28 protein-coding genes are annotated in these 22512 nt (G+C 66.2%); 1 reads left to right on the plus strand and 27 read right to left on the minus strand.

Annotated features, from left to right (window positions below):
* Nucleotides 1–48: 48 nt before the first annotated feature.
* The 15 genes from ACTUWL_RS14780 to ACTUWL_RS14850 form a co-directional block, all read right to left on the minus strand.
* Complete coding sequence (locus tag ACTUWL_RS14780; RefSeq protein WP_203369113.1) at nucleotides 49–495, minus strand: CopG family transcriptional regulator; 447 nt, start codon at nucleotides 493–495, stop codon at nucleotides 49–51.
* Between the two features lie 7 nt (nucleotides 496–502).
* Complete coding sequence (locus ACTUWL_RS14785; protein WP_203368978.1) at nucleotides 503–2485, minus strand: conjugal transfer protein TraG; 1983 nt, start codon at nucleotides 2483–2485, stop codon at nucleotides 503–505.
* Between the two features lie 41 nt (nucleotides 2486–2526).
* Nucleotides 2527–4266 (minus strand): relaxase/mobilization nuclease domain-containing protein, encoded by a 1740-nt coding sequence (locus ACTUWL_RS14790; RefSeq protein ID WP_203368977.1) that lies wholly within the window; start codon nucleotides 4264–4266, stop codon nucleotides 2527–2529.
* Nucleotides 4259–4624 carry a hypothetical protein gene (locus tag ACTUWL_RS14795; RefSeq protein WP_203368976.1) on the minus strand — a complete coding sequence of 122 codons (366 nt, stop codon included), beginning with the start codon at nucleotides 4622–4624 and terminating at the stop codon, nucleotides 4259–4261. Before ACTUWL_RS14795 ends, ACTUWL_RS14790 begins: the two co-directional genes overlap by 8 nt.
* Entirely contained in the window at nucleotides 4621–5337 is a 717-nt protein-coding gene (locus ACTUWL_RS14800) for a lytic transglycosylase domain-containing protein (RefSeq protein ID WP_203368975.1), read from the minus strand. The genes ACTUWL_RS14795 and ACTUWL_RS14800 overlap by 4 nt, the downstream gene beginning before the upstream one ends.
* Nucleotides 5338–5341: 4 nt before the next feature.
* The gene (locus ACTUWL_RS14805; protein WP_203368974.1) at nucleotides 5342–5677 is read right to left on the minus strand and encodes a DUF736 domain-containing protein; all 336 of its coding nucleotides are present in this window, start codon (nucleotides 5675–5677) and stop codon (nucleotides 5342–5344) included.
* A 34-nt stretch (nucleotides 5678–5711) separates the two neighbouring features.
* Nucleotides 5712–6257, minus strand: coding sequence for a S26 family signal peptidase (locus ACTUWL_RS14810; protein WP_203368973.1), 546 nt, complete (start codon nucleotides 6255–6257; stop codon nucleotides 5712–5714).
* Nucleotides 6254–6772, minus strand: coding sequence for a DUF2840 domain-containing protein (locus tag ACTUWL_RS14815; RefSeq protein WP_203368972.1), 519 nt, complete (start codon nucleotides 6770–6772; stop codon nucleotides 6254–6256). The genes ACTUWL_RS14810 and ACTUWL_RS14815 overlap by 4 nt, the downstream gene beginning before the upstream one ends.
* A complete protein-coding gene (locus ACTUWL_RS14820) occupies nucleotides 6769–7023 on the minus strand; it encodes a hypothetical protein (protein ID WP_203368971.1) in 255 nt (84 codons plus the stop codon). Before ACTUWL_RS14820 ends, ACTUWL_RS14815 begins: the two co-directional genes overlap by 4 nt.
* Entirely contained in the window at nucleotides 7020–7658 is a 639-nt protein-coding gene (gene parA / locus ACTUWL_RS14825; RefSeq protein ID WP_203368970.1) for a ParA family partition ATPase, read from the minus strand. Before parA ends, ACTUWL_RS14820 begins: the two co-directional genes overlap by 4 nt.
* Nucleotides 7655–8764: a replication initiator protein A gene (locus ACTUWL_RS14830; RefSeq protein WP_203368969.1), complete on the minus strand. Its 1110-nt coding sequence runs from the start codon at nucleotides 8762–8764 to the stop codon at nucleotides 7655–7657. Before ACTUWL_RS14830 ends, parA begins: the two co-directional genes overlap by 4 nt.
* 11 nt (nucleotides 8765–8775) lie before the next feature.
* Entirely contained in the window at nucleotides 8776–9027 is a 252-nt protein-coding gene (locus ACTUWL_RS14835) for a helix-turn-helix transcriptional regulator (protein ID WP_188582766.1), read from the minus strand.
* A 214-nt stretch (nucleotides 9028–9241) separates the two neighbouring features.
* Nucleotides 9242–9721: a DUF2285 domain-containing protein gene (locus tag ACTUWL_RS14840; protein WP_448213942.1), complete on the minus strand. Its 480-nt coding sequence runs from the start codon at nucleotides 9719–9721 to the stop codon at nucleotides 9242–9244.
* On the minus strand, nucleotides 9681–10028 hold the full coding sequence (locus ACTUWL_RS14845) for a transcriptional regulator domain-containing protein (protein ID WP_374044824.1): 348 nt from the start codon (nucleotides 10026–10028) through the stop codon (nucleotides 9681–9683). Before ACTUWL_RS14845 ends, ACTUWL_RS14840 begins: the two co-directional genes overlap by 41 nt.
* A gap of 126 nt (nucleotides 10029–10154) precedes the next feature.
* Complete coding sequence (locus ACTUWL_RS14850; RefSeq protein WP_203368967.1) at nucleotides 10155–10418, minus strand: DNA -binding domain-containing protein; 264 nt, start codon at nucleotides 10416–10418, stop codon at nucleotides 10155–10157.
* 231 nt (nucleotides 10419–10649) lie between these two features.
* On the opposite strand from ACTUWL_RS14850, the gene ACTUWL_RS14855 reads away from it, so the two are divergent.
* On the plus strand, nucleotides 10650–10901 hold the full coding sequence (locus ACTUWL_RS14855) for a helix-turn-helix domain-containing protein (RefSeq protein ID WP_203368966.1): 252 nt from the start codon (nucleotides 10650–10652) through the stop codon (nucleotides 10899–10901).
* Between the two features lie 110 nt (nucleotides 10902–11011).
* Here ACTUWL_RS14855 and ACTUWL_RS14860 read toward each other — a convergent pair whose 3' ends face one another.
* From ACTUWL_RS14860 to ACTUWL_RS14915, 12 genes are all read right to left on the minus strand, one after another.
* On the minus strand, nucleotides 11012–11338 hold the full coding sequence (locus tag ACTUWL_RS14860; protein WP_203368965.1) for a DUF736 domain-containing protein: 327 nt from the start codon (nucleotides 11336–11338) through the stop codon (nucleotides 11012–11014).
* A 594-nt stretch (nucleotides 11339–11932) separates the two neighbouring features.
* Nucleotides 11933–12373 carry a hypothetical protein gene (locus ACTUWL_RS14865; protein WP_203368964.1) on the minus strand — a complete coding sequence of 147 codons (441 nt, stop codon included), beginning with the start codon at nucleotides 12371–12373 and terminating at the stop codon, nucleotides 11933–11935.
* Nucleotides 12374–12521: 148 nt separating this feature from the next.
* Nucleotides 12522–12689 carry a hypothetical protein gene (locus ACTUWL_RS14870; RefSeq protein ID WP_203368963.1) on the minus strand — a complete coding sequence of 56 codons (168 nt, stop codon included), beginning with the start codon at nucleotides 12687–12689 and terminating at the stop codon, nucleotides 12522–12524.
* 526 nt (nucleotides 12690–13215) lie between these two features.
* On the minus strand, nucleotides 13216–14145 hold the full coding sequence (locus ACTUWL_RS14875) for a DUF2493 domain-containing protein (protein WP_203369112.1): 930 nt from the start codon (nucleotides 14143–14145) through the stop codon (nucleotides 13216–13218).
* A 325-nt stretch (nucleotides 14146–14470) separates the two neighbouring features.
* Nucleotides 14471–15526, minus strand: a complete 1056-nt coding sequence (locus tag ACTUWL_RS14880; protein WP_203368962.1) for a DUF7146 domain-containing protein — start codon at nucleotides 15524–15526, stop codon at nucleotides 14471–14473.
* The gene (locus ACTUWL_RS14885) at nucleotides 15526–19860 is read right to left on the minus strand and encodes a strawberry notch family protein (RefSeq protein WP_203369110.1); all 4335 of its coding nucleotides are present in this window, start codon (nucleotides 19858–19860) and stop codon (nucleotides 15526–15528) included. Before ACTUWL_RS14885 ends, ACTUWL_RS14880 begins: the two co-directional genes overlap by 1 nt.
* A gap of 97 nt (nucleotides 19861–19957) precedes the next feature.
* Nucleotides 19958–20266, minus strand: a complete 309-nt coding sequence (locus tag ACTUWL_RS14890) for a DUF4326 domain-containing protein (protein ID WP_203369111.1) — start codon at nucleotides 20264–20266, stop codon at nucleotides 19958–19960.
* 176 nt (nucleotides 20267–20442) lie between these two features.
* Entirely contained in the window at nucleotides 20443–21087 is a 645-nt protein-coding gene (locus tag ACTUWL_RS14895) for an antitoxin of toxin-antitoxin stability system (RefSeq protein WP_203368961.1), read from the minus strand.
* Nucleotides 21080–21490 (minus strand): hypothetical protein, encoded by a 411-nt coding sequence (locus ACTUWL_RS14900; protein ID WP_203368960.1) that lies wholly within the window; start codon nucleotides 21488–21490, stop codon nucleotides 21080–21082. Before ACTUWL_RS14900 ends, ACTUWL_RS14895 begins: the two co-directional genes overlap by 8 nt.
* A gap of 69 nt (nucleotides 21491–21559) precedes the next feature.
* Nucleotides 21560–21832 carry a hypothetical protein gene (locus tag ACTUWL_RS14905; protein WP_203368959.1) on the minus strand — a complete coding sequence of 91 codons (273 nt, stop codon included), beginning with the start codon at nucleotides 21830–21832 and terminating at the stop codon, nucleotides 21560–21562.
* Nucleotides 21829–22245, minus strand: coding sequence for a hypothetical protein (locus tag ACTUWL_RS14910; RefSeq protein ID WP_203368958.1), 417 nt, complete (start codon nucleotides 22243–22245; stop codon nucleotides 21829–21831). The genes ACTUWL_RS14905 and ACTUWL_RS14910 overlap by 4 nt, the downstream gene beginning before the upstream one ends.
* A gap of 71 nt (nucleotides 22246–22316) precedes the next feature.
* Nucleotides 22317–22511 carry a hypothetical protein gene (locus tag ACTUWL_RS14915; protein WP_203368957.1) on the minus strand — a complete coding sequence of 65 codons (195 nt, stop codon included), beginning with the start codon at nucleotides 22509–22511 and terminating at the stop codon, nucleotides 22317–22319.
* Nucleotide 22512 lies beyond the last annotated feature (1 nt).

The following is a 22512-nucleotide window of genomic DNA, read 5'->3' on the forward strand; positions in this document are numbered from 1 at the left end:
AGGAGTCGGAGAAGAGATTTCACACTTGTCTTACGCCGTCGCTTGTTCTCAAACAGGTTCGACGGAATTTTGTGAAGTAGGCGCACGATCTTCCGGAATCTCTTGCCTCAACTTCGGACCTTCATTGAGTCTCCTTCCCAACGCGGCGACGAAATTATCGTATCGTGCGCCGGCTTGTGCCCGCGCAGCCTTCGCGGCCGGTTCGGGAAGCGGCGGTGTGGTGTTGAGCCAGAAGCGGATGAATAGGGCCAGCGTCTCGACGCTGATGCCTATGTCACGCTCGAGGCGCGCCAAGCGGCGATCCTGCTGGTCGAGCCGCTTGGCGATGGCTGCTTCCCGCCGTTCGTCCGCGTCCGGCGACAAAAACGAAGCGATGGCGGCTTCGGCGATGAGCGACATCGATTGCTCTCGCCGCGCCGCATAGGCCGACAGGGACTGCATCACATCCGCGTCGAGATAGACGGAGAGCTGAGCCTTCTTCTTCGACATGGCTATGCGCGCCTCACATGCCGAGGTCGTCGCCCGGATCGAGCGACGCCTGCCGCGCGATACCCTGCATGAGATCGTTCATGCGACCGATCCGCGGCGCCTCCTCCTCCATGTCGTCGACCGGATCGAGCGCGAACTCATTCTCGATCGGCGCCTGCTTCTCGACGGTTCCTTGGCTGAGCTCCGGCTGCTTCCGCCGATCGGCGTTCTTCGGATCCTCGTCGTCGGCGTCATCACCTTCGGCCGCCACCGACGCCGGAGGGCGAGGAGGCAGCGGATACGAACTCCAGTCGTCGGGACGGCCCTCCTTCGGCCGCGCCGGGACGGGCGGCGCCACGATCCGCTCCTGGAAGCGTCCGTCCTCATAGTAGCGGGCCTTCTTCGCCCGGATCGGATGGGCGCCCGACACCATTACGATCTCGTCGGTGGGCGGGAGCTGCATGACCTCGCCGGGCGTCAGCAAGGGACGCGCCGTTTCCGAGCGGGAGACCATGAGATGCCCGAGCCAGGGCGACAACCGGCTCCCGGCATAGTTCTTCATCGCCTTCATCTCGGTCGCGGTGCCGAGCGCATCGCTCACCCGCTTGGCGGTCCGCTCGTCATTGGTCGCGAAGCTCACCCGGACATGGCAGTTGTCGAGGATCGAGTTGTTCGGGCCGTAGGCCTTCTCGATCTGGTTCAGCGACTGGGCGATGAGAAAGCTCTTGATGCCGTAGCCCGCCATGAAGGCGAGCGCGGACTCGAAGAAGTCGAGGCGACCGAGCGCCGGGAACTCATCCAGCATCAGGAGAAGCCGGCGTCGCCCGGCTTTGGCCAGCAGGTCCTCCGTCAGTCGCCGGCCGACTTGATTGAGGATCAGGCGGATCAGCGGCTTGGTCCGGTTGATGTCTGACGGCGGCACGACGAGGTAGAGCGTCGTCGGCCGATCGGCGGCCACGATGTCGCCGATCCGCCAGTCGCAGCGTCGCGTCACCTCGGCGACCACGGGATCGCGGTAGAGGCCGAGAAACGACATCGCCGTGCTCAGCACGCCGGATCGCTCGTTGCCGGACTTGTTCAGCAGCTCGCGCGCGGCGGAGGCGACAACAGGGTGGACGCCGGCCTCACCGAGATGCGGCGTCCGCATCATGGCCGAGAGCGTCGACTCGATCGGTCGCTTGGGGTCGGACAGGAAGGAAGCGACGCCGGCAAGGGTCTTGTCCTCCTCGGCATAGAGAACGTGAAGGATCGCGCCGACCAGCAGCGCGTGGCTAGTTTTCTCCCAATGGTTCCGCTTCTCGAGACTGCCTTCGGGGTCGACCAGGATGTCGGCGATGTTCTGAACGTCGCGCACCTCCCACTCGCCACGGCGCACCTCAAGGAGCGGATTGTAGGCCGACGACCTGGCGTTGGTCGGATCGAACAGCAGCACGCGACCGTGCTGGGCGCGGAAGCCGGCGGTGAGCTGCCAGTTCTCGCCCTTGATGTCGTGGACGATCGCCGAACCCGGCCAGGTCAGCAGCGAAGGGATGACGAGGCCCACACCCTTGCCGCTCCGGGTCGGCGCGAAGCACAGCACATGCTCGGGGCCGTCGTGGCGGAGATAGCTGCGTTGATAGCGGCCGAGCACAACGCCATCGGGACCGAGCAAGCCGGCCTCCTCGATCTCTTGTTGCTGCGCCCATCGTGCGGAGCCGTAGGTCTCGGCATTCTTCGCTTCGCGAGCCCGCCAGACCGACATGCCAATGGCGACGGCCGCGGCGATGATCCCGCCCGACGCCGAGATATAGGCGCCCTCGATGAAGATCGAGGGAGCGTAGGCGTCGTAGGCGTACCACCACCAGAAGAAGGCCGGTGGCAGGTAGAACGGGAAGTGCAGGATCTCGAACCAGGGACGGCCGAGTTCGGGCTGAAAGCCGAGCCGCCAGGCGGTCCATTCCGTCGCGGTCCAGATCGTCAAGAGGACGATCCCGAAGACGGTGATGACCTGGCCCCAGAGTATCTTCGTCGCCGACATGCCGGCCGTCCTTTCCTGAGATCTGTGATGAGAGTGTCCGCTCACAGGCCGAGCCCCCGATTGCGGCCGAAGCCCCAGTCGACGCCGCCATCATCGCGGGCGACGCCGGAGACGTGGCGGCCGAGCTGTTTCTCAAGCGACGGGGTCCAGGGCACGAGCTGGAAGCCAAGGCCGTTATCGATCATGGCGAAGCGGCCGGAGGCGAGCGCGAAGCGCTGACGGTATGATCCGGCGACGTACTCGCCGGAGGCGGCCTGGTTGAAGGTCTGGCCTGTCTCGGCCGCAAGCCGCTCGCCCAAGGCTTCGATTTCCCGACGGCGGAGCGTGCCGATCAGGCCCTGGGAGAAGGTGATGCCCCGCGTCTGTCGCTCGGCCAGCCCCTGCTCGATGAGCTGGTCGGCCCGCCGCTCCTGCGCATCGCGGACCTCGGCGCCGAAGCCCGTCTGGCTAAGGTCGACCGGATCACGCGAGACCGCTTGGCGGTCGAGCCAAGTCGCGCCGCTGGCGGTCACCTGATCCTCGATGGCGAGGTCCGACCGCACGGCGAGCGCGACGCGGCGACGCCCTTGCGCGTCGTCGAACTTCCTCAGCTCGACGATCGAGCCGGGCGCGCTGTCGCCGGTGGCGTCGAGGTCGGGGAATTTGATGTGGTGGGTGCGGCCGTCGACGCCGTCGATGACCGCATAGGCGGTGCCTTTCAACTCGTCGTCGAGCCCACGATCAACGAGACGACCGATGACGGGCACGTCGAGGCTCTCGCCGGCGAGCACATAGCTCGCGGCCGCGCGCTCGATACCGCGTCCTCGTAAGCCCCGATGAATCCGCTTGATGATGTCGCCGCGCTCGCCGAGTTCACGGAGCGTGGTTTCGGCCGCCTCGTCCATCGTCCACTGGCCGGCTCCGATCTGATGGGCGAGACCGAGGCTCTCCAGATGCCGCAGGCGGCCGACCTTCAGTGAATGGAACGGATCCGGCTCCTGGCCCGGAGAGAGTGCAACGTCGATGACGCCATGTCGGCCGCCGTCACGGACGAGCTGCCGGTCGAGCTGGGTCCAGCGCTCGGTTTCGACCTGACGCTCGAGCGTTTGGTGGATAACGAGGTCGCTACGCAGCCCTAGCTCCCGCGTGACCAGATCCTGGGCGCGAGCGCGCATGCCCTCCTTGATGTAGTCGCGGGAGATGACGAGGTCCTGGCCGTCCTCGGCAACGCCGCGCACGATAATGTGGACGTGCGGGTGCTGCGTGTTCCAGTGATCGACGGCGACCCAATCGAGCTTGGTGCCGAGGTCCTTCTCCATCTGGCCGACCAGCTCGCGGGCATAGCCCTTGAGGTCGGCCATCTCCGGCGCGTCCTCGGGTGAGACGATGAAACGGAAATGATGCCGATCCTTTTCGCACCGTTCGGCGAAGGCCTGGGGGTCGGCGTCCTCGGTCTCCGGCCCGAACAGCCGCGCCTTCTCCCCGTCCCGGGTGACGCCCTCGCGCCGGAGGTAGCCGAGATGAGCGCCGAGCGTCGCCGCCCGGGCGGTGTGGCGCACGACGCGGGCCTTCACCGTCACTAGGCGCGAGCGGCTCGTCAGCAGATGGTTCGCCCGGACAGCGGCGATACGGCCGCGGCCGAAGGTCGAGCGGCTGGAGCTTCTGAGCAGACCTTGCCGCGATACGCCGCCGCCGGCGCGCTGGGCGGCGGCGAGCGCCTGGGCGATGAAAGGCTTGGCCCGCTGACTGCGCGAAGAGCGGATGCGGCCTGGCCGAGGCTGGAAGTCGTTCTCCTCAGCCATCGCCGGCCCCGGCAATGTGCGAAAAACAGAGGATGGGCAATGCGTTGACGGCGCCGCGCACCGTGCGTTCCAGAGCCTCACGTTGCGCGATCAACGAAAAACACAAGCAAAAACAACCGACCGACAGAGCCGCACCTTGCGGCCTTTTATCTGGCCCTCTGTCGGTCGGTTCCTGCACGCCTCCCCTGTCCGCCCTTCCTCCTTCCCGGAAGGACGCTGCGCCGCGCCAGCCTGCGAATTCGCATCCGAGAGCCTCGAGATAGCCTAGCGAGACCCCGAACATCGTCGCGACGCCAAGGAAGGCGCATGCGGGTCGAAGCAAGAGCGCGGCGTGATTGCGGGGGAGTAGCACCGTCATGGCTTCGGTCCCGCTGCTGCAACTGAGACGAACAGACCCGTGGACTGCGGCGCGATGGCGGAGAGATCGCGCACCGCGACGACGGCCGGCGTGTCGCTCGGAGGCTGCTTGGCCGACGTGCGATCAGCGGGTTCAGCGCTTGCCGGCCGCGTTATGAACAGCGGCGCTTGCGTCCAGGACGACGGATCGGAGGCCGCCACGAGAACAGGCCCATCGATCGCGCCGGCCCCGACAAAAGGGATGAGCGCGGCGACGTAAGCGACGGTCTCGGGCGGTAGGGGCCGATGCCGATCACGATAGTCTTCGTATCGACCAGGCCCCGCATTGTATGCCGCGAGGAAGCCCGGCGATCCGTAGCGGTCGTGCATTTCGCGCAGGAAGGCCGCGCCCGCCAGGATGTTGTCGTGGGCATCAAACGGATCGCGACCAAGGCCGTACCGAGCGCGCAGCGCCGCCCAGGTGTCGGGCATGAGCTGCATCAAGCCGATCGCCCCCTTGGGCGAGATTGAGCGCCGATCGCCGCGGCTCTCGACTCGCATGATCGCCCGTATCCACGCCGCCGGAATGCCGAAGCGTTGCGCCGCCTCCGCAATGAGACCGGCATAGGGATCGCTCGGCGCGTGCAGGTCGATCCGCGCGGTCTGGGCGTGAGCGACGGCGGCGGGCATGCCGAACGCCGTCGCCCCGACGAGCATGATGAAAGCGGTCCGCATGCGCTCAATCCCGCTGGGCGCGCTTGGGCGGGCGGTTCCAGTTCAGCACCCACGCAGACTTGTCGTCGCCGGACTGAAAGAGATTGGCGCGGATCGGCTGATGCAGCGCCGGGTCATCGATGACGAGCGAGACGTATTCGCCTGCTTTCTCGCCGGTGCGTTTCCAGCCCGCGCCGATCTCCGGGCCGTCGGCATCGCCCCGGTGGATGCGATAGTCGGGCGCATTCTCGGCATCGGAAGATTCGGCCGGAACGAGGGAGAGGTCGTGGGTGAAGAAGAGCGTCTGAATGCGTCCGGTGAAGCCGGATTTATCGCGGGTGAAGTGACCGATCTGCGCCATGGGAACCTCCTGGGTTGGCGGGTTGAGAAGCGGATCAATCGGTGGCGGCGCGCCAGACGAAGCGGCCGTCGCCGGCCTCGTCGGTCCACAGCGGGACTGCGCGCGCGACGATCGAAGCTGCGGGGAGCGGGCCGAAATAGCGGCCATCCAGGCTGTCCGGGACGGTCGGGTTCATGAGGAAGACCTCGTCCGACCGAAGCACCCGACAGCCGCTCCAGCGCGGCAGTGGACGGTTAAGGTGATCGCGGTCATGAGCGACGCCGACCTCGACCTGATCGACGGTGACGAGGTCGCCGGCCCGACACACGATCTGTCCGGGTAGCGCCATGACATGCTTCAGCAGCGGCACGCCCTTGGGCAGGAAGCCGCCGTCGGCGAGGTAGCTCGCGATCGGTTCGGGTGGACGCACGACGACGAGTTCGAGCGTATGGAGCGTACCAACGGCATGCAGCGCATAGAGCCCGGTCGGGGTGCTCGCCGTGGCGTTCCAGATCAACCGTGGGGCCGGGTGGAAGAACGCGAGGGCGCCGACGCCGAGCATCGCGAAGTACGTCGTCATGACGTAGCCGAAGCGGGTCATGGCGCGACGCTCCGGCGCTTGAGCCAGGCCGCATGTTGCTCGCGCGTGTAGGCGCGTGGCTCATGCCCAGCAGCGAGGCGGTTGTGGAGGTGACGCCAATATTCCGGCGCAGCATCGGCAGGATCGATGTCGAGCGCTTCGACCGCATCGATCGCCTGCAGCACGCGCTCGACCTTCGGCCAGCCATCGACGCGCAGCAGGATTTCGCCGCCGGGGCGCACGAAAGGCAGCGTCTGGTAGCGGACGCCGGGCTCGACCGCGCGCACGATGTCCATGCGCGAGACGACCGTGCCGAAGTCGTTCGACGCCCAGCGGACGAAGGCGAAGACGCTGCCCGGCTTGAAGCTGGAGATGCTGCGGCGGCGATCGAGGATTTTCTCCTCGGCGCGTCGGCCGAAGCGCAGCCAATGCTCGATTGTCTTCTCGATCCAGGTCAGCTCGACATGGGTCAGTGCGACGGTGCGCCGATGCGACGGAGGCACGACGCACGGCGGCGACTGCTCGTTGTCGTTCATGAGGACTCTCCGGGATCGGGGGGAAATTCGCGGGAGAGGAGGTCGCGGAGCATGTCGGCGACGGTGATGCCGCGACGGAAGGCGGCGACCTTGATGCGGCCGCGTAGCGCCGGAGTGACGTCGATCGTCAGTCGTGCGCTGAAGGCGGAGGTGTCATCCGACCGTCTGCCGTTCGCTTCGGGAGCCTTGATCCAACTCTCGGCGCCGCCGGGTCGGGATACGAAGCCACGTCTGGTGGACCGTTCGCTCATGGCGCGATCCTCGCGACCTCGGCGGCCATCGCGGCGATCTCGCGCGCCGCAGCGCTTTGCTCCGCCAATTCGAAGACCAGGCGGCCCGACTGCGCAGCGTCGGCAAAGACGACGCGCTGACCAATGGTGCTGGACAGCACCGGCGGATCGTGGTCGGCCAAGGTCTCGGCCGTCTCGCGGGCGATGACGGTACGGACGCCGCAACGATTCAGCACGAAGCGCGCGGCAAGCTGCGGGCGATAGATGCGCGCCTCACGCAGGAGAGCCAGCATCTCGGCTGACGCCCAGCCATCGAGCGGCGACGGTTGCACGGGGATCAGCACCAAGTCGGCGGCGAGCAGGGCCGAGCGCATCAGCCCAGCGACGCGGGGCGGGCCATCGATGACGACGTGGTCGCAGGTTGCGGCCAGTTCCGGCGCTTCGCGGTGGAGCGTGTCGCGCGCGAGACCCACGACGCCGAACAGCCGCGAGACATTCTCCCGCGCCCTCTGTTGGGACCAGTCGAGCGCCGAACCTTGGGGATCGGCGTCGATCAGCGTGACGCGCATGCCGTGCAGCGCCCATTCGCCGGCGAGATGCAGCGCGAGCGTCGTTTTCCCGACGCCGCCCTTTTGATTGAGCAGTGCGACGATCATCGCTTCCCTCCCGGCTTGCGGTTGAGGGGCAGCGATGGTTGTCGTTCTGGATGGCTGGAAATCCGCCCGGCGCCGCGTTTGTCCGCAGAGCCCGCAGGCCAACAACAAGAGTTAGATTCTGAGTTAGACTCTAAGTTAAGGCCTGGAATCGCGGTTTCAGGCCAGAGGGTTAGCTGCGGTTTGCACGCCCGAAGTCCCGATAGGCGCACGCCTGAAGTCCCGATAGCGGGAACGCCCGAAGTCCCGACCGCATTCACAGCGATATCCACAGGCCCTGTGGATAAACCGGCCGGCAGGATGCGCAGCATCTCGCGCCGCCCATCGCGCTCGATGTTGAGCCGATAGCCGGGAAGCGGTTGGCGGGCGGAGATCCGGCGCAGATCGAAGGCGAAGTCTGCGACCTTGGCGAGGCTTCCGGATTTTTCGTGTAGGTGCGCGAACTCGAACAGCCAGCCTCGGGGCTGGCGGCCGGCGTGTTTGCGGGCGACGCGATAGAGCCACCGCTCGATACCGCCGGTGAGGCGAAAATAGGCCGGGTCGATCGTGAGAACGAGCGAGCGGTCGACGACGCCGCGATAGAACCAGTCGGGAAGGACGAACTCCATCCCCTCGACCCGACCATCGCGCGTCGTGCATTCCTCCCACTCGTTGATCCAGGAGAACTGGTGTCGCCGCCAGTGCTCGCCGTTGCGGATCGTCGTGCGGATGACGGTCGATTGCAGGCGCGCGAGCGCGCCCTTCAAGAGCTTGTAGTCGCGGAAGCCGGTTTGGCGGCCGATCGCCGTCAGGAGCTGATAGGGCGTGAAGCGCAGAAAGCGCGATGTCTTGAAGCCAAGGTTTTCGGCCTCGACGATCTGGCTCGCCGCCCAGATCAGGACGTCGGCGTCCCAGATGGTGGCCATGCCGAACTCGGGCGCCGCGTAGACCTCGACGCGGACGTCGCCGGCTTCATAGAGAATGGGGGCCGTGCGCCTGGCTTTGGCCAACGAGAAGAAGGGCCGCTCCATCAGGTCGCGCTGGTCGCGCGGACTGGCGTCGCCGGTGGCGACGATGAACGGTTCGAGCTTGCTCCGTTCGATGTTGGAGATGAGGCGGCGCGACGACATCGGCGAGCGCCTCAGCGATGCGCGTGGCCGGCGGCGCGGGCCTCGACGTAGCGGGGGTCCGAGGTCGAACGGCAGGCGGCCTGGTCGGCCCAGGCTTCGAGATCGCCGACCGCGTACACCACGCGACCGCCGAGCTTGCGAAAGGTCGGGCCGCTGCCGTGACAGCGATACTTTTCCAGGGTGCGCGGCGAGATGCCGAGGATGCGCGCCGCCTCATGGGTTCGGACGTACCGGGTGGCGAGCTGCGCGGACCTGTCGAGCATGGGAAGCCTCCGTCTTGCCTCGAAGCGCCGCGGCCAAGTCGCGGCATGTCGGGGTCACGGTGGCGGAGAGCTCAGGCGTTGGGGGTGGACGAAGATTTTCGGAAGGGAGCGTCCCCCTTCGCGCGACCATGAGCCGGCGATGGTCCAATTCATCACCGCCGAGACGGAAATGGATGGAAGAGCGGTGCGCGCTGAAATCAGGTTCTGTGGCTGATCAGTCGCCGCGCAGAAATTTGAGATAGCCGCGTTCGACGAGCGCGATCGAGTCGTGGATCAGACGGTTGGCCGCGCGTCGCGCGTGGGAGTCTTTCCACTCGACAGATGGAAGTTGGGCCTGGTCCGAATGCAGGATGATCTCTGCGACGTCACGAGGACCGCCGCCCATGTCGTGAACGTCGAAGGCGTGAAGAAGCTGAACGAGACGGCGCTTGCGCTGCTTGGTCAGTCGCAACGCCCGTGGGAGAAGGCCGATGGTTTGGCCGCCCACCTTGCGGATGAAACGCGCCGCGACATCGAGTCGGAGATCGACCGACACGGCGCCGAGCGGCAGGAGAATCACGGGGCGCCGAACGGCCAGATCGCTGTTGATCCGGATGTGAAGCTCGCCGGACCCATCGACGATTACGACCTCGCGACCCTCATCATCGGTCCGGTCAGCGACGATCGAGCCGAGTTGGGATGGGTCGAGGGCCACAGGCGCGAATCCGCTCGGCGCTGCATCGAGCAGCAGCGTGCCGGGCGACAGTTCCGGCAGCCAGGTAGCGGGTTCGTCGCCGACCGGAATGCTCGGGTCGTGGGCGAAACCGCAACCCCCATCGTCGGGCGAAATCCGCGCGAGCGGACTCCGCATCGACGTGATCGCGTGCGATCTGGCGTTGGATTTGGGCGTATTCGCGCCGATATTCGGCGTTGCGGCGCAGGAATTCGACGGCGAAGCCGGGACGTTCGAGGCGATTCAAGTGATCGATCGTCTCCGGCGAGCGCCAATACTCTGTGGGCATGGCGTTTCCTCTCGTCTTGCACCCCTATTCGGGGAGCCTCAGACCATCCGGAAACGCAGGCTTTGCGCTAGACCTTATGATTGCATCGCGCGCGACGACAACCCGTACAACACACGTCTTGGCGACTCACTGCGCTCGTGGCTGAAGCAGGTGCCGATAGCCGGTTTCGGTCATCCAGCGGGCGCGCGCCAGGTGGCTTTCATGGACGATTTTGGCACGGCAGGGCTCTTGCGCCGGATCGAGTCCGAAGAGCACCAGCACGACCTCTCGCCAGTCGGCGCCCTCTTCCTCGGCCATCAGCAACCGTAGGTATATCGCCAGATGTTGCTCATCATAGGCGTTCACGCTGTCGGTAAGCGGCGGCCGGTCACAGAAGGGCGCCTCGGTCATTGCGATCTTTCCCCCCGTCGAGATCAAAGCAATGGAGTAGGGATTCATTTACCGCAAATTTTGACAGACTTCGCGCCTGATTGAGCCGGTGTCGTGATGCTTATGGCGCATCACGTTGCTCAAGTTGACGATGTAGAGGCACTCGAGACCGGGGATGGATAGCATAACCCGCGGACGAATCGGAATGATCGTTCCTGGAACGATGGTTCCGACCTCGGCTCCATCATCGCCATGGATCTCAAGGAGGTCATGGCGATCAATCTGCGTCGGTTGCGTCATGCGAAAGGGATGACGCAAGAGGAGTTGGCCGAGCGGGCCGGGTTGAGTGCCCGGTATATCGGGGCGATCGAGCGCGCCGACGTGTCGGCGAGCGTCACCGTGCTGGGCCAGGTGGCCGAAGCGCTGGAGTTAGAGGCGGCCGAGTTGGTGCGAGCTCCTCATCGCAATGGCGACTTGGCGAACTCGGCCGAGCCTCAAGAATAGCGCCTTCGCCCCGTGCGCCGCTGGGTTCGAGCTGGGCCGATGGCGGCCCAGGAACTCTCGAAAAAGTCGATGCCCCGCCCGGATCGGCCGGACGGGGCATTGTAGGGAGGTCAGTCGCTCCGGCGGCCGTTGGGGCGGGACCAGATCAGGCTGTAGCCCTCGCCGTCCTCGTCATCGAACAGGTTGGCGAAGATCGGGGCGGTGAAGCTCGGATCGTCGAGCTTGAGGCCCAGATAGTCGCGGCCTTCGTTGGAGCGCTTGGCCCAGGCGGCGCCGATCTCGACCCGGCCGACATAGACGCGATGGCTGGGGCTGTTGTCGCCTGAGCGGGTGGTTTCGGGGACGATCCGGACGTTCTTGGCCTGGAGCGAGAGGGTGACGATTTCGCCGGTGAATTCGTTCGAGCCGGTCTTCTTGAAGGTGCCGATGGTCGCCATGGCGGTTCTCCTTGATCTCTGTTTCCGAGCCCGCACCATTGCGGCCTCGATGGTGATCGACAGGCCGGGGGCGATCGACGGCGCACCCCGAAGGGGCTCGACAGCAAAGGAGGAACTTTCTTGTTTCGCGAGGAATGACGGCGCAGCCGGCAGGGGAAGAAAGTTGTGACGCCGCTGTTGCGCCTTAGGCGGTCGAGGCTTTAGCCGGCCTTCGGCCAGATCAGTCCATCGAAGAGGCCGTTGGGTGCGCTCGGCCTGACAGAGCCGACATCAAGGGGAACATGGCGATTATCGAGCCGCCGCAAGCTCCGGCCGGTGAAAGCGACGGCGATCCGAGCCCTGTCCTGGCTGCCAACGGATTTTCCGTTTCGAAGCCCAAGCTCAGGCTGCACGCTCCATTTCATGCGACCCGTTGACCGGGTTTCGCAGGCGTCGCCATCTGGTCCAAGTGCCCAGACGACCGCCATGACTCCGGCCACTCTGCGATGGCGGGCTGAACTTCACCGCCGAAGCCGCTCTCTGGTCAGCTTCGATGACGGGGACTGCGGGCGTGCCGGATGCCTGATCTGACCCAGCCCCGCCGACGCGACGGTGTCAGCCCCGCGCCAAGCCCTGTCCGGCCGGTCCGGGCGCGGCCATTCCGGTGAAACGGACGAACGCCGTGACGCTGACGGCGATCGCGCCCACGATGGCGAAGATAGTCTGCCAGGTGGGTGAAGGCATCGCCATCTGGGCGATTCCATGCGTGGCGCAGTAGCCGGCGACGGTGGCGGGCGCGACGTAGAGGAGGACGATCAAAAGCCGAAGCCAAGTCCACGGCACAAAGGCGAGCGCGAGTTGCCCAAGGCCAAAGGTTATGCCGCCGGCCACGACACCCACCGCGATGCCGCCGAGCACGCCGGCTCCAGTGTGGAAGGCCCAGACGCCGATCGTCAGGCCGGCGAAAAAGGGCAGTGCGAAGACAGCGAGGTTGAACAGCAGCCAGCAGAAGAAGCCGATGCCGACGATGACGAGCAGTGGTCCAAAGATGATCATGGCGGTGCGCTCCGTGAGATAAAAGTCTGACGGTCGCGCCTTCCACCACCACCACGGCGCGACCGCGAATATAGCCGCAAACGGGCGTCAGCGGGAGCAGAAATCCCGCTGGCGCTCTGAGGTTCAGCATTCGTGGCGGTTCGCCCCTTCATGATTGGAAGGGGTCGAATTCGTGGACGACGGCGGCAGGATCGCCGTCATACTCGGCGGCCAGCATGACGCCGTAGTTGCCAGTGTCAGCATGAAAGACGACGACGCAGACCATGAGGGTGGTGGCGAGGTTCCAGCCGTTGGCGAGTGCGAGGGTTTGAGACATTGATCCGGCTCCTGTGCTGAGGCGGGGGCCATCCCCGCGCGACAGGCGCCCGATGTGTCCGGCCGAGGGCCGCAATCACCGCGAAGGCGAAGACAGAGCGGCGGCACGCTTCAGCGTAAGCCGACCCTTCACGGGTTGATGGCGTCAGGCCCTTGGCCGGACCAAGGATCAGCGCAGATAGACGCGGGGTGGCGCCCGCCCGCAGGAGTCGCCTCTCGGAGCCCTTCGATGACCGTGCGCGGAACTTCGTTGTCCTCACGGTGCGCTGACCGATCGGCTAAGCTGCCCTAACGAGTCGACATGATGGTTGAGGCATGCGGCATGGCGGAGTTCACGGGACGCGACCTGCACCAGGTGAAGAAGGCGCTCCTCGACGGCCTGATCGAGAACGATACGGAGTTGGCGCACTATGCTCGTGCGGCCCGGACGCCGTCACGGGTGAACCGGAATGAAAGGCGGCGTTACGGAAAGCCGATAATCCGTCTCGGCGGATCCACGTCACTACGCATGAAGGGTAAGGCGGCGCTCACGCGCCGCCGAATTTCCAGACCGGGATGCCGAGCTTCTTGGCCTTGTCGGCGAGGTTGTCCTGGATGCCGGTGCCGGGGAAGTGCATCAACCCGATCGGCAGGACCTCCAGCAAGGCGTCATTGCGCTTGAACGGCGCGGCCTTGGCGTGTTTCGTCCAGTCGGGCTTGAAGGCGATCTGCGGGACCTTGCGGTTGTCGGCCCATTTGGCGGCGATCAGCTCGGCGCCCTTGGGCGAGCCGCCGTGCAGCAGCACCATGTCCGGGTGCTTGGCGTGGACCTGATCGAGCTTGGCCCAGACCAGCCGGTAATCGTTGAAGTCGAGCCCGCCGGTCAGAGCCACCTTCGGCCCCGCGGGCAGAAGCACCTGGTTGTCGGCGCGCCTCTTCGCCGCCAGGAAGTCGCGGCTGTCGATCATCGCCGCGGTGAGGTTGCGATGGTTGACCTTCGACCCGTTGCGGGGCCGCCAAGCTGAGTGGGTGTGGTGCTCGAATTGGTCGGCGGCCTGGTCGCGCATCAGCTCGAAGGCGTTGCGGCGTTCGATCAGCGTCTGCCCTTCCGCCGTCAGGCGCTCCAGTTCGACGGACTTGACCTCACTGCCGTCCTGTTCGCGCTGGGACCGTTGCTGCGCCAGCTCGTTATCGTCGAGGTCGCGTTCGATCCGGTCGATGGCCCGGTGAAAGACGTTCACCGTGGACCAGAGCAGGTCCTCGAGGTCGGGTTCGAGGCGGGTGTCAGCAAGCGCCACCACGAGGGCGTCGAAGATGTCGGAGATGCTGCCGGCGAGGATCTGTGCTTCGGGAAGCGGCCTGGGGTCGGGCTCGTCGTGGAAGGGGCGGTAGCCATAGAGCTGGAGTTCGTGGAGGACCTGGTCGGTCGGGGATGAGCTGTGGTGCGGCTCGAATTGGTCGTCGTGGTCGGTGGTCATCGCGGCTTTCCTCGTCGGATCGGCCGCGCCCATCGCGGCCTTCATGGCGACGAAGGCGGCGGGCGGAATGGACTTGCACCCGCAGCGAAGCGGAGGGCCGGAGCCTCGGCGGAGGACCGAAGAGGGCCGACTATTTTGTCTCGCGATGTAAAGGCGGCCTCGGCCGCCGACGGAAAATAGTCGGCCCACAAGGTTGCCGGTCCAGGCCGCTTGCCGCCCGATCGCCCTCTCAGAAGGCCGTGGGCGTGGTCCTCTCCGACGCTGACGGAAAGCATGACCGCCGACCCTATGGCGACGACGCTGCCGCGCCCCATCCCCGTTTCGGCTATGCCGCCAGATCCATGAAGCGGGCGACATCCTGCGCCGCGATCTGCACGCGGCTTGCCGCCCGAAGCGCATCGATCCCGAGCAAGCGGAGATCCTCGTTGAAGTCCCCGAGCCGTGGCGAGATCACGATCGCCTCGATGCCGGCCTCCTGCGCGCGTTCGATCAACGTCGCCATCGCGCCGTCACCGGCAGGATCGTCGTCGCGGGCGATGTAGAGCCGGCGCAATGTGTCCGGGAGCAAGATGGCCGAGAGATGCGCCGCCGAGAGGGCTGCGACCATTGGCATTGCGGGCAGCACGCACCTGAGCGACAGCATCGTCTCGATGCCCTCGCCAGCCGCCATCACCTCGCCCGCCACACCGAAGCGAACAGCGTGACCGAGCAGTTCGCCCATCGCCCGCCTCGGGGTGTCGATCGGCGCCTTGCCGAGCGTCGCCTCGGAGAAGCCGCCCGGATCGAGCCAGGTGCGATGCGCCCCGGTGAGATGGCCCGCGAGATCGGTGACGGAGGCGATCATCGCCGGCCAGGTCTCGGTGGGGCTGTGCTCATCCGGCCGATAGTAGCAGCGCGGGTGGAAGCGCAGGCTTCCGGTTCCGTGCAAAGCCGTAATGCCGCGATTACGGAGATACGTTTCTACGTGAGTCCGAGAAATCGGCTCCGACATGGCGAACAATCGACGTGCCGCCTCCGGCGATCCGGTAGGGGCGCTTGGTGCGCGTAATCGGGAGCGATCCGGTTCCGGCTCTGGGTGCGGGAGGCTGAGGAAGGTTCGCGCCTCGTTGGCAACGTCCTTGAAGTCGATCAGGCCGCAGCTTTCGCGGATCACGTCCAGCAGGTCGCCATGCTCGCCGGTCGCCGCGTCAGTCCATTTTCCGGCCGGTCCTTTCACCGATTCCTTGAGCCGGACGAACATCGAGCGGCCAGGCGTGTTGCGCACATCGCCCACCAGCCAGTAACGGCCCTCCCGCCGTCCAGCAGAGAGGTAGTGGCGACACACCGCCTCGGCCTCGCGCGCGAGACGCTGTGTCAGTTCGGACGCCTCGTGGCGCGCCATCACGCAGCCGCCCGCTCGCCGATACGCTCGACCGGATAGTGGTCGAGCACCTTCGCGAGCACCCCGGCGCCGTTCGCATCGGTCGGCACGAACATGCGCAGCTTCCAGGAGATGATCTCGCTGAAGAGGCCGTAGGCGCGCAGGCGGTCGCGCATCGCGTCGGCGAAGCCAGACAGCTCGATGCGGTGAGCGCCCATGACGCGCACCCGATGGAGTTGCAGGCCGTCGGTAAGGTCGAGGACGGTCCGCCCCTCGATCAGCGCCGCGAAGGCCGCATCCGGCGTCAGGGTGGTCGCCCCGGTCAACGAGGCGTTCGCTGCCCAAACGGCTGAGACCCTGCGGCCGATGATGCGTTCGCCTGCGTCGGTCTGTAGCCGATAGACGCGCGTCGACTCGTTTGGCATGCGCTTCCAGATTGGGAGCAGCAAGCCGGCGACGATGTGGATCGTGCTGTCGGCGAACTCGGGCACCTCCGACACTTCGCGAGCCCATGTCGCGGCGAAAGCCTCGCGGTCGGCCGCCTGCCAACGGCTCTCGTCCATCATCTTAAGCGAGGCGTGATGATGCTCCATCGGCCGGATCAGCCGAACGCGGCGTTCGATCTCGCCGTCGTCGAGCATCATGCTCGGCGCCGGGATCTGCACGGCGGCCCGGCCCGAGCGCTCGTTGATCAGCAGCATCGCGCGGGGATCGGCAAGGTGATCGAGCGCGTCGTCCAGCGTCACCGGATGATTGCGCCGGCGCTCGGTGATGGTGAGCAACCGGGTCTCTGCGCCCGTCGCGGGATGGGTGTAGATCGCGCGGCGATCGGTGACGACGAAGCTCTCGGCCCGCAGCGTCTCCAGGCCGACGTCATAGACGCCGCTGGCGATGGCGCCCTCGATCTTGGCGTTCAACAACTGCTCGAACGCCGTGAACAGCACGCCCTGAAGCTCGATGGTGAGCGCCAGCAGGCGGTTGAGGAAGGTCGTTATCGGCGGCAGCTCGTCCTTGATGCCGTTGGCGTCCATCAGTTTGAGGCCGGTGGCGTCCTCGAACATCTGGAGCGAGCAATCTTCAATCTTGCCGCGCACCAGCAGTAGATAGAGCTGGCGCAGCGCGTCGCGGGCGTAGTGCGATTCCAGATTGTCTTCGGGCCTGAACAATCCCTGTCCGCCGGTCTGGCGCTGACCGCGGGTGATGGCGCCCAGCGTGTCCAAGCGACGGGCGATGGTCGAGAGGAAGCGCTTCTCGGCCTTCACATCCGTGGCGATCGGCCGGAAGAGCGGCGGCTGCGCCTGGTTGGTGCGGTTCGTGCGCCCGAGGCCCTGGATCGCTGCGTCGGCCTTCCAGCCGGGTTCGAGCAGATAGTGGACGCGCAGGCGACGGTTCCGCGCCGACAGCTCGGCGTGGTAACTGCGGCCCGTCCCGCCCGCCTCCGAGAAGATGAGGATGCGCTTCAGGTCGTCCATGAAGGCGGCGGTCTCGGCGAGATTGGCGGAGGCGGCGCGGTTCTCGACGACGAGGCGGTCGCCCTTGCGCACCACGCGGCGCGAGCGTCCGGTCACTTCGGCCACGAGGTCCGTGCCGAAGCGCTGGACGATCTGGTCGAGCGCGCCGGGCACTGGCGGCAGCGAAGCAAGCCGCTCGATCAGCTCGTTGCGACGGGCAACGGCCTCGCGGCTCTCGACCGGCTGGCCGTCGCGGAAGACGGGCCGCGACGAGAGGTTGCCCTCGCTGTCGGTGAACGGCTCGTAGAGCTGCACCGGGAAGGAATGGGCCAGATAGTCGAGGACGTACTCGCGCGGTGTGATGTCGACGCGAACGTCGCTCCATTCCTCGGTCGGGATCTCGGCGAGCCTGCGTTCCATCAACGCCTCGCCGGTCGAGACGATCTGGATGACGGCGGCGTGGCCGTTCGCGAGGTCCTGATCGATCGAACGGATCAGCGTCGGCGTCTTCATCGAGGTCAGCAGGTGGCCGAAGAAGCGCTGCTTGGCGCTCTCGAAAGCCGAGCGGGCCGCCGACTTCGCCTGCCGGTTCAACGTGCCGGTCTCGCCGGTGATGTTGGCGGCCTGCATCGCGGCGTCGAGATGGTTGTGGATGATGGCGAACGCGCCGGCATAGGCGTCGTAGATGCGGCGCTGCTCGTCGGTGAGCGAGTGCTCGACCAGCTCGTATTCGACGCCGTCATAGGAGAGCGAGCGGGCCGTGTAGAGACCGAGCGAACGCAGATCGCGGGCGAGCACTTCCATGGCGGCGACACCGCCATCCTCGATCGCCTCGACGAACTCGGCTCGGGTGGCGAAGGGGAAGTCCTCGCCTCCCCAGAGGCCGAGCCGCTGGGCATAGGCGAGATTGTGGACGGTGGTCGCGCCAGTGGCCGAGACATAGACCACGCGCGCGTCGGGCAGCGCGTGCTGCAGGCGCAAGCCCGCGCGGCCCTGTTGCGAGGGCGCGACATCGCCGCGGTCGCCCTTGCCGCCACCGGCGTTCTGCATGGCATGGCTCTCGTCGAAAATGATCACTCCGTCGAAGTCGACGCCCAACCATTCGACGATCTGGCGGACGCGCGAAAGCTTCTCGCCGCGGTCGTCGGACCGCAGCGTAGCGTAGGTTAAAAATAGGACGCCTTCGGTCAGCCGGATCGGCTTGCCTTGGGGGAAGCGCGATAGCGGCGTGATGAGCAGGCGCTCCATGCCGAGGGCCGACCAGTCGCGTTGCGCGTCCTCGAGCAGCTTGTCGGACTTGGAGATCCAGACTGCCTTGCGGCGGCCCTTCAGCCAGTTGTCCAGGATGACGCCGGCCGACTGGCGGCCTTTGCCGGCCCCGGTGCCGTCGCCCAGCATGAAGCCCCGGCGAAAGCGGACGGCATTCAGCGCATCGTCACGGGCGGCGGCGACGAGATCGAAGGTTTCGTCCACTGTCCACGCGCCGGCGAGATAGTCGCCATGTGCCTCGCCGGCATAGATCACCGTCTCGAGCTGGGCGTCGGACAGGACGGCCTCGCTGACGAGACTGATCGGGAGGCGCGGCCGGTAGCTCGGCTTCGGCGGCGCGACCGAGGACATGGCGGCGGATTGCACCAGCTTGGTGGGATGGGCCTGGGCTCCGGGAATCCGGATCGATTGGAGCCGGTATTCCTCATAGATCGCATCGCTGAGATGCGCGCCCTCGGGCGGCGTCCAGTCGATGGTCTCGTAGGCGAGATCGACCGCCTCCGGATCGGCGACAGACGGCTTGGCCGGCTGCGCCGCTGCAACACGGGCGAGATAGCCGCGCACCGTCCGCGGTGCGGCGGCGGCCGACACGGGGATGGCGAGGCTGGGCGCGAGCGTCAGACGCGCCGGAATGTGCTCCGCGATCCAGCTCAGCAACGTGGCGACGTCGGGCGCCATGCCCCGTGACGCCGGTAACGCGGACGGGTCGTCAGCCGGCACCTTGTCGAGGACGATCAGCCGCGTGTCGATGCTCGTGCCGTGCTTGGCATAGACCGCCCCATCGATCGCGGCGGTGAAGACGATGCGGCCGCGCTCCTGCAGTCGGGCGAAGGCGTCGCGCCAAGCCGGAGCGTCGGGGGAAAAGTTCGCGCCGCTGATCGCCACCAGCCGCCCGCCCTCGGCCAAGCGCGCGAGGGCCGAGGCGATGTGGCGATAGGTGGTATCGGCCATACGGCCAGCCACATTGGCCATCGCCGAGAAGGGCGGGTTCATCAGCACGACGCTCGGGACGATGGCCGGATCGAGGTGATCGTCGATCTGGGCGGCGTCGAAGCGCGTGACGGTGACGGCCGGAAAGAGAGAGGAAAGCAGCGTCGCCCGGACCTCGGCCAGCTCGTTCAGGACGAGTGCGCCGCCGGCGATCTCGGCCAGGATGGCGAGGAGTCCGGTGCCGGCCGAGGGCTCAAGCACGCGATCCGTCGGCCCGATGGCGGCCGCAGTCAGGGCCGCCAGGCCGAGGGGGGTCGGCGTCGAGAACTGTTGGAAAGCCTCGCTCTCGGACGAGCGGCGGGTGTGGGCGGGAAGCAGGCCGGTGATCTTGGCCAGGGCGGAAAGACGCAAACCCGGAGAGTCGGCTTTGCGGAACAGCGCCTTTCCGTATTTGCGCAGGAAGAGGATGGTCGCCGCCTCGCAGGATTCGTAGGCCGTTTTCCAGTCCCAGGCGCCAGAAGCGTCGGAAGCGCCGAAGGCCGCTTCCATGGCGGCGCGTAGGATCGCGGCATCGATGCGCTGGCCGCGCTCGAGGTAAGGTAGGAGTCGCTCTGCGGCGGCGATGATCGCGCCGGCCGCGTCAGGATGAGGAACAGGCGACAGTGGCGCGGCCTGGTCGGCCGCGATCGGAGAAAGGTCGTTCATGAAGGGAGCCTCGGGAGAGCGGGAGCGGACGAGCCGGTCGGCGCTCTCTCTTCGACCGCACCGGCTCAAACCCGTCCCGGCCGCCCTCTTCCTCTCATCACGCCGCCACCTTCACGGACCGCCACCACGCGATCCGCTCGTCGCGGCTGGCGTTGGCCAGCCGATATAGGAGATCGCCGTGGCAGGGGAGCGGCGCGCAGAAGCAGACGAGGTCGCGACCGCGCAGCTCGTCGAGCGCGCGCAGCAGATGGTGCTGATCTGCGAGCCAGCGTTCGTGCTTCACGATGACGGCGGCCCGATCGCCGTCGGGGCCAATCCGAAACGGATTGCCCCATTTGCTGCCGCGACCGATGTAGACGGCTCCGGCTGGAACGCCAGTCACTCGCTTGTTGAGAACCTTGCAGATCTGCTTCGCCTCCGATCCGTTGGGCGGTCTCGGCGACGGACGGCGTAGAGCGGCGACGGTCACGCGCCCCGCGCGGAAACGGCTTGCCCGTTGACCGGCGCAGCGCGACGTCCAGGCAAGACACGCCCGAGGGTCGTGGGCTGCGTCACAAGGTTCGGAGAGCGAAATGCCGACGATCAGCCGAAACGGTGGCCGGCTGCGGCGAAGGTGTAAGCGTTGGCGGTGATGGCATCGTCGACGGACTCGTCCGAGGCGAGATAGTCGTATTCGCGCTCGAGCTGGCGATAGAGCCAACGGGCGAGATCGCGCAGCGCCTCGATGACGATTTCCTCCGTGTCAGCGGTCATGTCTTGCCGGGTCGGGCTGTCGCGTTCGACCGAGATCGCCATGCTGTATTCGTGGTAGTAGCGGTCGCGATGCGTCACGGTGGCGTGGAGCTGGTAGAAGTTCCGGCGCTGGATTGCCTGAAGGACATCGGCGATCCGATGGAGCTCATTGTCCTTCGGCGCATGATCGCGGATCGCCCGCGGCGCGCCGGTCGCGTGGCTGTAGCGCCCCTCGAAACAGGCACCATCGCCGTGACTCCAAAAGCCCGAGAACCAGATGCAGGGCTTTTGCCCCGTGCCGCCGCCATAGAGACGGACCGGCACGGTCTTTAGGTCGACGCCGAGGATGGCGCAGATCCGTTCAAAATCGTCATAGACGAACTCGAACCAGTCATGGTCGAGGCCGACTTGCCGATACCATGCGCGGGCTTTGTCCTTCGCCTCGTCGGAAAGTTCGTCCAGGCGATAGACGGTGGTTTCTATGATCTCAGGCATCGGGATCGCCTCCGTCGAGAGCGATGACGAGCCATTCGTTGGTGCTGACCCAACAGATGGTCTCGCGGACGCCGAGGTCGATGACATGCGCGCCACCACCGAAGGCGTCCAGGCGCGGACGCGAGCATGTGTTGGCGTACTCGAACCCCCAAAGACCTTTGAGGTCGAATTGCTCCGCGCAGAGCAGGACGAATTCGATCACCCGCTCGGGATCGCCCGAGCAGTCGTCGTGAATCCAAAGCTCTGCTCCGCCATCGCTCTGGATGGAAAGGTCGAAGCCGTCCGAGAAGCCAAGGCCATCTTCGTCCTCGGGTGCGTTGGCGTAGAGGTCGAGGGCGCGGGCCGCGTTCTCGGGCGTGCCGACATCGAGAAGGCACGAGAAATGGGTGAAATAGTCGGCCATGGCAGTCTCCGTAAAAGGCGAAAACCCGGCGCGGGGCCGGGCTTCGGGTGGGTTTGTGTGTGTTTGGGATCAGGCGGCGGGCGGACCGTGGATACGGTCGTCGTCGAACTCGGCATCCTCGATGACGGGCTCATGACCGTCCGGATCGATCCGGTCGATGTAGGCGATGACGCCCTCGCGCCGTTCGTCAGTGTCGATGTGCTCGGGGTATGCGATGGATTCCATCGCGATCCGTGCGGAGGCCTTCGCCTTCTCGATGGCCTCGGCGTCAGTCGCGGCTTCGAGCGTCACGCTGTCGAAGGCGCGCAGCCAGAAGGTGATCTTGACGATGTATTCGGTCACGACGTGCCTCCATCACCGTCGGGATCGCGCGCCCCGGCGAGGATCGCTTCGGCCTTGGTGATCGCGGCGTGCGCGCGTTGTCGCCAGGCCAGATCGTCCGCCGGATCACCCTCGGGTGCGTGGGCGAAGATCTTGAGCAAGCCGAGCAGGACTTCGAAGTGCTCGGCCTTGCGCTGGAGGCTCTCGCCGAGGTGCGAGGGAACGGGGAGCGCCGGGACGCTGTATGGCGATACGTCGCCCGGCCAGATGCCGGTCACATAGGTCTCGCCGGCGGTTTCGTAGTCCTCTTTCTGCCCTTCCCAATCATCGTCTTCGATGGCGAGGCGGCAGGCTTCCGCGAGTGTATCGGCTTCGTAGCCGCGCTGGCGGTAGATCGGAATCCGGTAGGTAGCTTCGATCGTGAAGATTGGCATGATGACCTCCAGAAATGCGAAAAGCCCGGCTGGGGCGGGCTTTGGGTGGAAACGAAGCATGTAATGCGGCGTCAGAGGCGCCAGGCTCGAACCATCTCCTGGGCCTGATCGTGGTAGGCGAGCATCTGGCGATAGAAACGATGACGCTCGCCTCTGAGCGCCGGATCACGGCGGGCGCGCGGCTTCAGCTTGCGCGCAGCGGCGCGCACGACGGCCCGCCATCCGTCATGAACCGTGACGTCGAGGCGGAGATAGGTTCCGTACATC

The sequence above is a fragment of the Bradyrhizobium sp. WCU1 genome (assembly GCF_053474805.1).

Excerpts from the sequence above, each read along its gene's own strand:
- ACTUWL_RS14785 (WP_203368978.1), bottom strand. The coding sequence starts at position 2,485 with ATGTCGGCGACGAAGATACTCTGGGGCCAGGTCATCACCGTCTTCGGG.
- ACTUWL_RS14790 (WP_203368977.1), bottom strand. The coding sequence starts at position 4,266 with ATGGCTGAGGAGAACGACTTCCAGCCTCGGCCAGGCCGCATCCGCTCT.
- ACTUWL_RS14795 (WP_203368976.1), bottom strand. The coding sequence starts at position 4,624 with ATGACGGTGCTACTCCCCCGCAATCACGCCGCGCTCTTGCTTCGACCC.
- ACTUWL_RS14800 (WP_203368975.1), bottom strand. The coding sequence starts at position 5,337 with ATGCGGACCGCTTTCATCATGCTCGTCGGGGCGACGGCGTTCGGCATG.
- ACTUWL_RS14805 (WP_203368974.1), bottom strand. The coding sequence starts at position 5,677 with ATGGCGCAGATCGGTCACTTCACCCGCGATAAATCCGGCTTCACCGGA.
- ACTUWL_RS14810 (WP_203368973.1), bottom strand. The coding sequence starts at position 6,257 with ATGACCCGCTTCGGCTACGTCATGACGACGTACTTCGCGATGCTCGGC.
- ACTUWL_RS14815 (WP_203368972.1), bottom strand. The coding sequence starts at position 6,772 with ATGAACGACAACGAGCAGTCGCCGCCGTGCGTCGTGCCTCCGTCGCAT.
- ACTUWL_RS14820 (WP_203368971.1), bottom strand. The coding sequence starts at position 7,023 with ATGAGCGAACGGTCCACCAGACGTGGCTTCGTATCCCGACCCGGCGGC.
- parA (WP_203368970.1), bottom strand. The coding sequence starts at position 7,658 with ATGATCGTCGCACTGCTCAATCAAAAGGGCGGCGTCGGGAAAACGACG.
- ACTUWL_RS14830 (WP_203368969.1), bottom strand. The coding sequence starts at position 8,764 with ATGTCGTCGCGCCGCCTCATCTCCAACATCGAACGGAGCAAGCTCGAA.
- ACTUWL_RS14835 (WP_188582766.1), bottom strand. The coding sequence starts at position 9,027 with ATGCTCGACAGGTCCGCGCAGCTCGCCACCCGGTACGTCCGAACCCAT.
- ACTUWL_RS14845 (WP_374044824.1), bottom strand. The coding sequence starts at position 10,028 with ATGCCCACAGAGTATTGGCGCTCGCCGGAGACGATCGATCACTTGAAT.
- ACTUWL_RS14850 (WP_203368967.1), bottom strand. The coding sequence starts at position 10,418 with ATGACCGAGGCGCCCTTCTGTGACCGGCCGCCGCTTACCGACAGCGTG.
- ACTUWL_RS14855 (WP_203368966.1), top strand. The coding sequence starts at position 10,650 with ATGGATCTCAAGGAGGTCATGGCGATCAATCTGCGTCGGTTGCGTCAT.
- ACTUWL_RS14860 (WP_203368965.1), bottom strand. The coding sequence starts at position 11,338 with ATGGCGACCATCGGCACCTTCAAGAAGACCGGCTCGAACGAATTCACC.
- ACTUWL_RS14865 (WP_203368964.1), bottom strand. The coding sequence starts at position 12,373 with ATGATCATCTTTGGACCACTGCTCGTCATCGTCGGCATCGGCTTCTTC.
- ACTUWL_RS14870 (WP_203368963.1), bottom strand. The coding sequence starts at position 12,689 with ATGTCTCAAACCCTCGCACTCGCCAACGGCTGGAACCTCGCCACCACC.
- ACTUWL_RS14875 (WP_203369112.1), bottom strand. The coding sequence starts at position 14,145 with ATGACCACCGACCACGACGACCAATTCGAGCCGCACCACAGCTCATCC.
- ACTUWL_RS14880 (WP_203368962.1), bottom strand. The coding sequence starts at position 15,526 with ATGGCGCGCCACGAGGCGTCCGAACTGACACAGCGTCTCGCGCGCGAG.
- ACTUWL_RS14885 (WP_203369110.1), bottom strand. The coding sequence starts at position 19,860 with ATGAACGACCTTTCTCCGATCGCGGCCGACCAGGCCGCGCCACTGTCG.
- ACTUWL_RS14895 (WP_203368961.1), bottom strand. The coding sequence starts at position 21,087 with ATGCCTGAGATCATAGAAACCACCGTCTATCGCCTGGACGAACTTTCC.
- ACTUWL_RS14900 (WP_203368960.1), bottom strand. The coding sequence starts at position 21,490 with ATGGCCGACTATTTCACCCATTTCTCGTGCCTTCTCGATGTCGGCACG.
- ACTUWL_RS14910 (WP_203368958.1), bottom strand. The coding sequence starts at position 22,245 with ATGCCAATCTTCACGATCGAAGCTACCTACCGGATTCCGATCTACCGC.
- ACTUWL_RS14915 (WP_203368957.1), bottom strand. The coding sequence starts at position 22,511 with ATGTACGGAACCTATCTCCGCCTCGACGTCACGGTTCATGACGGATGG.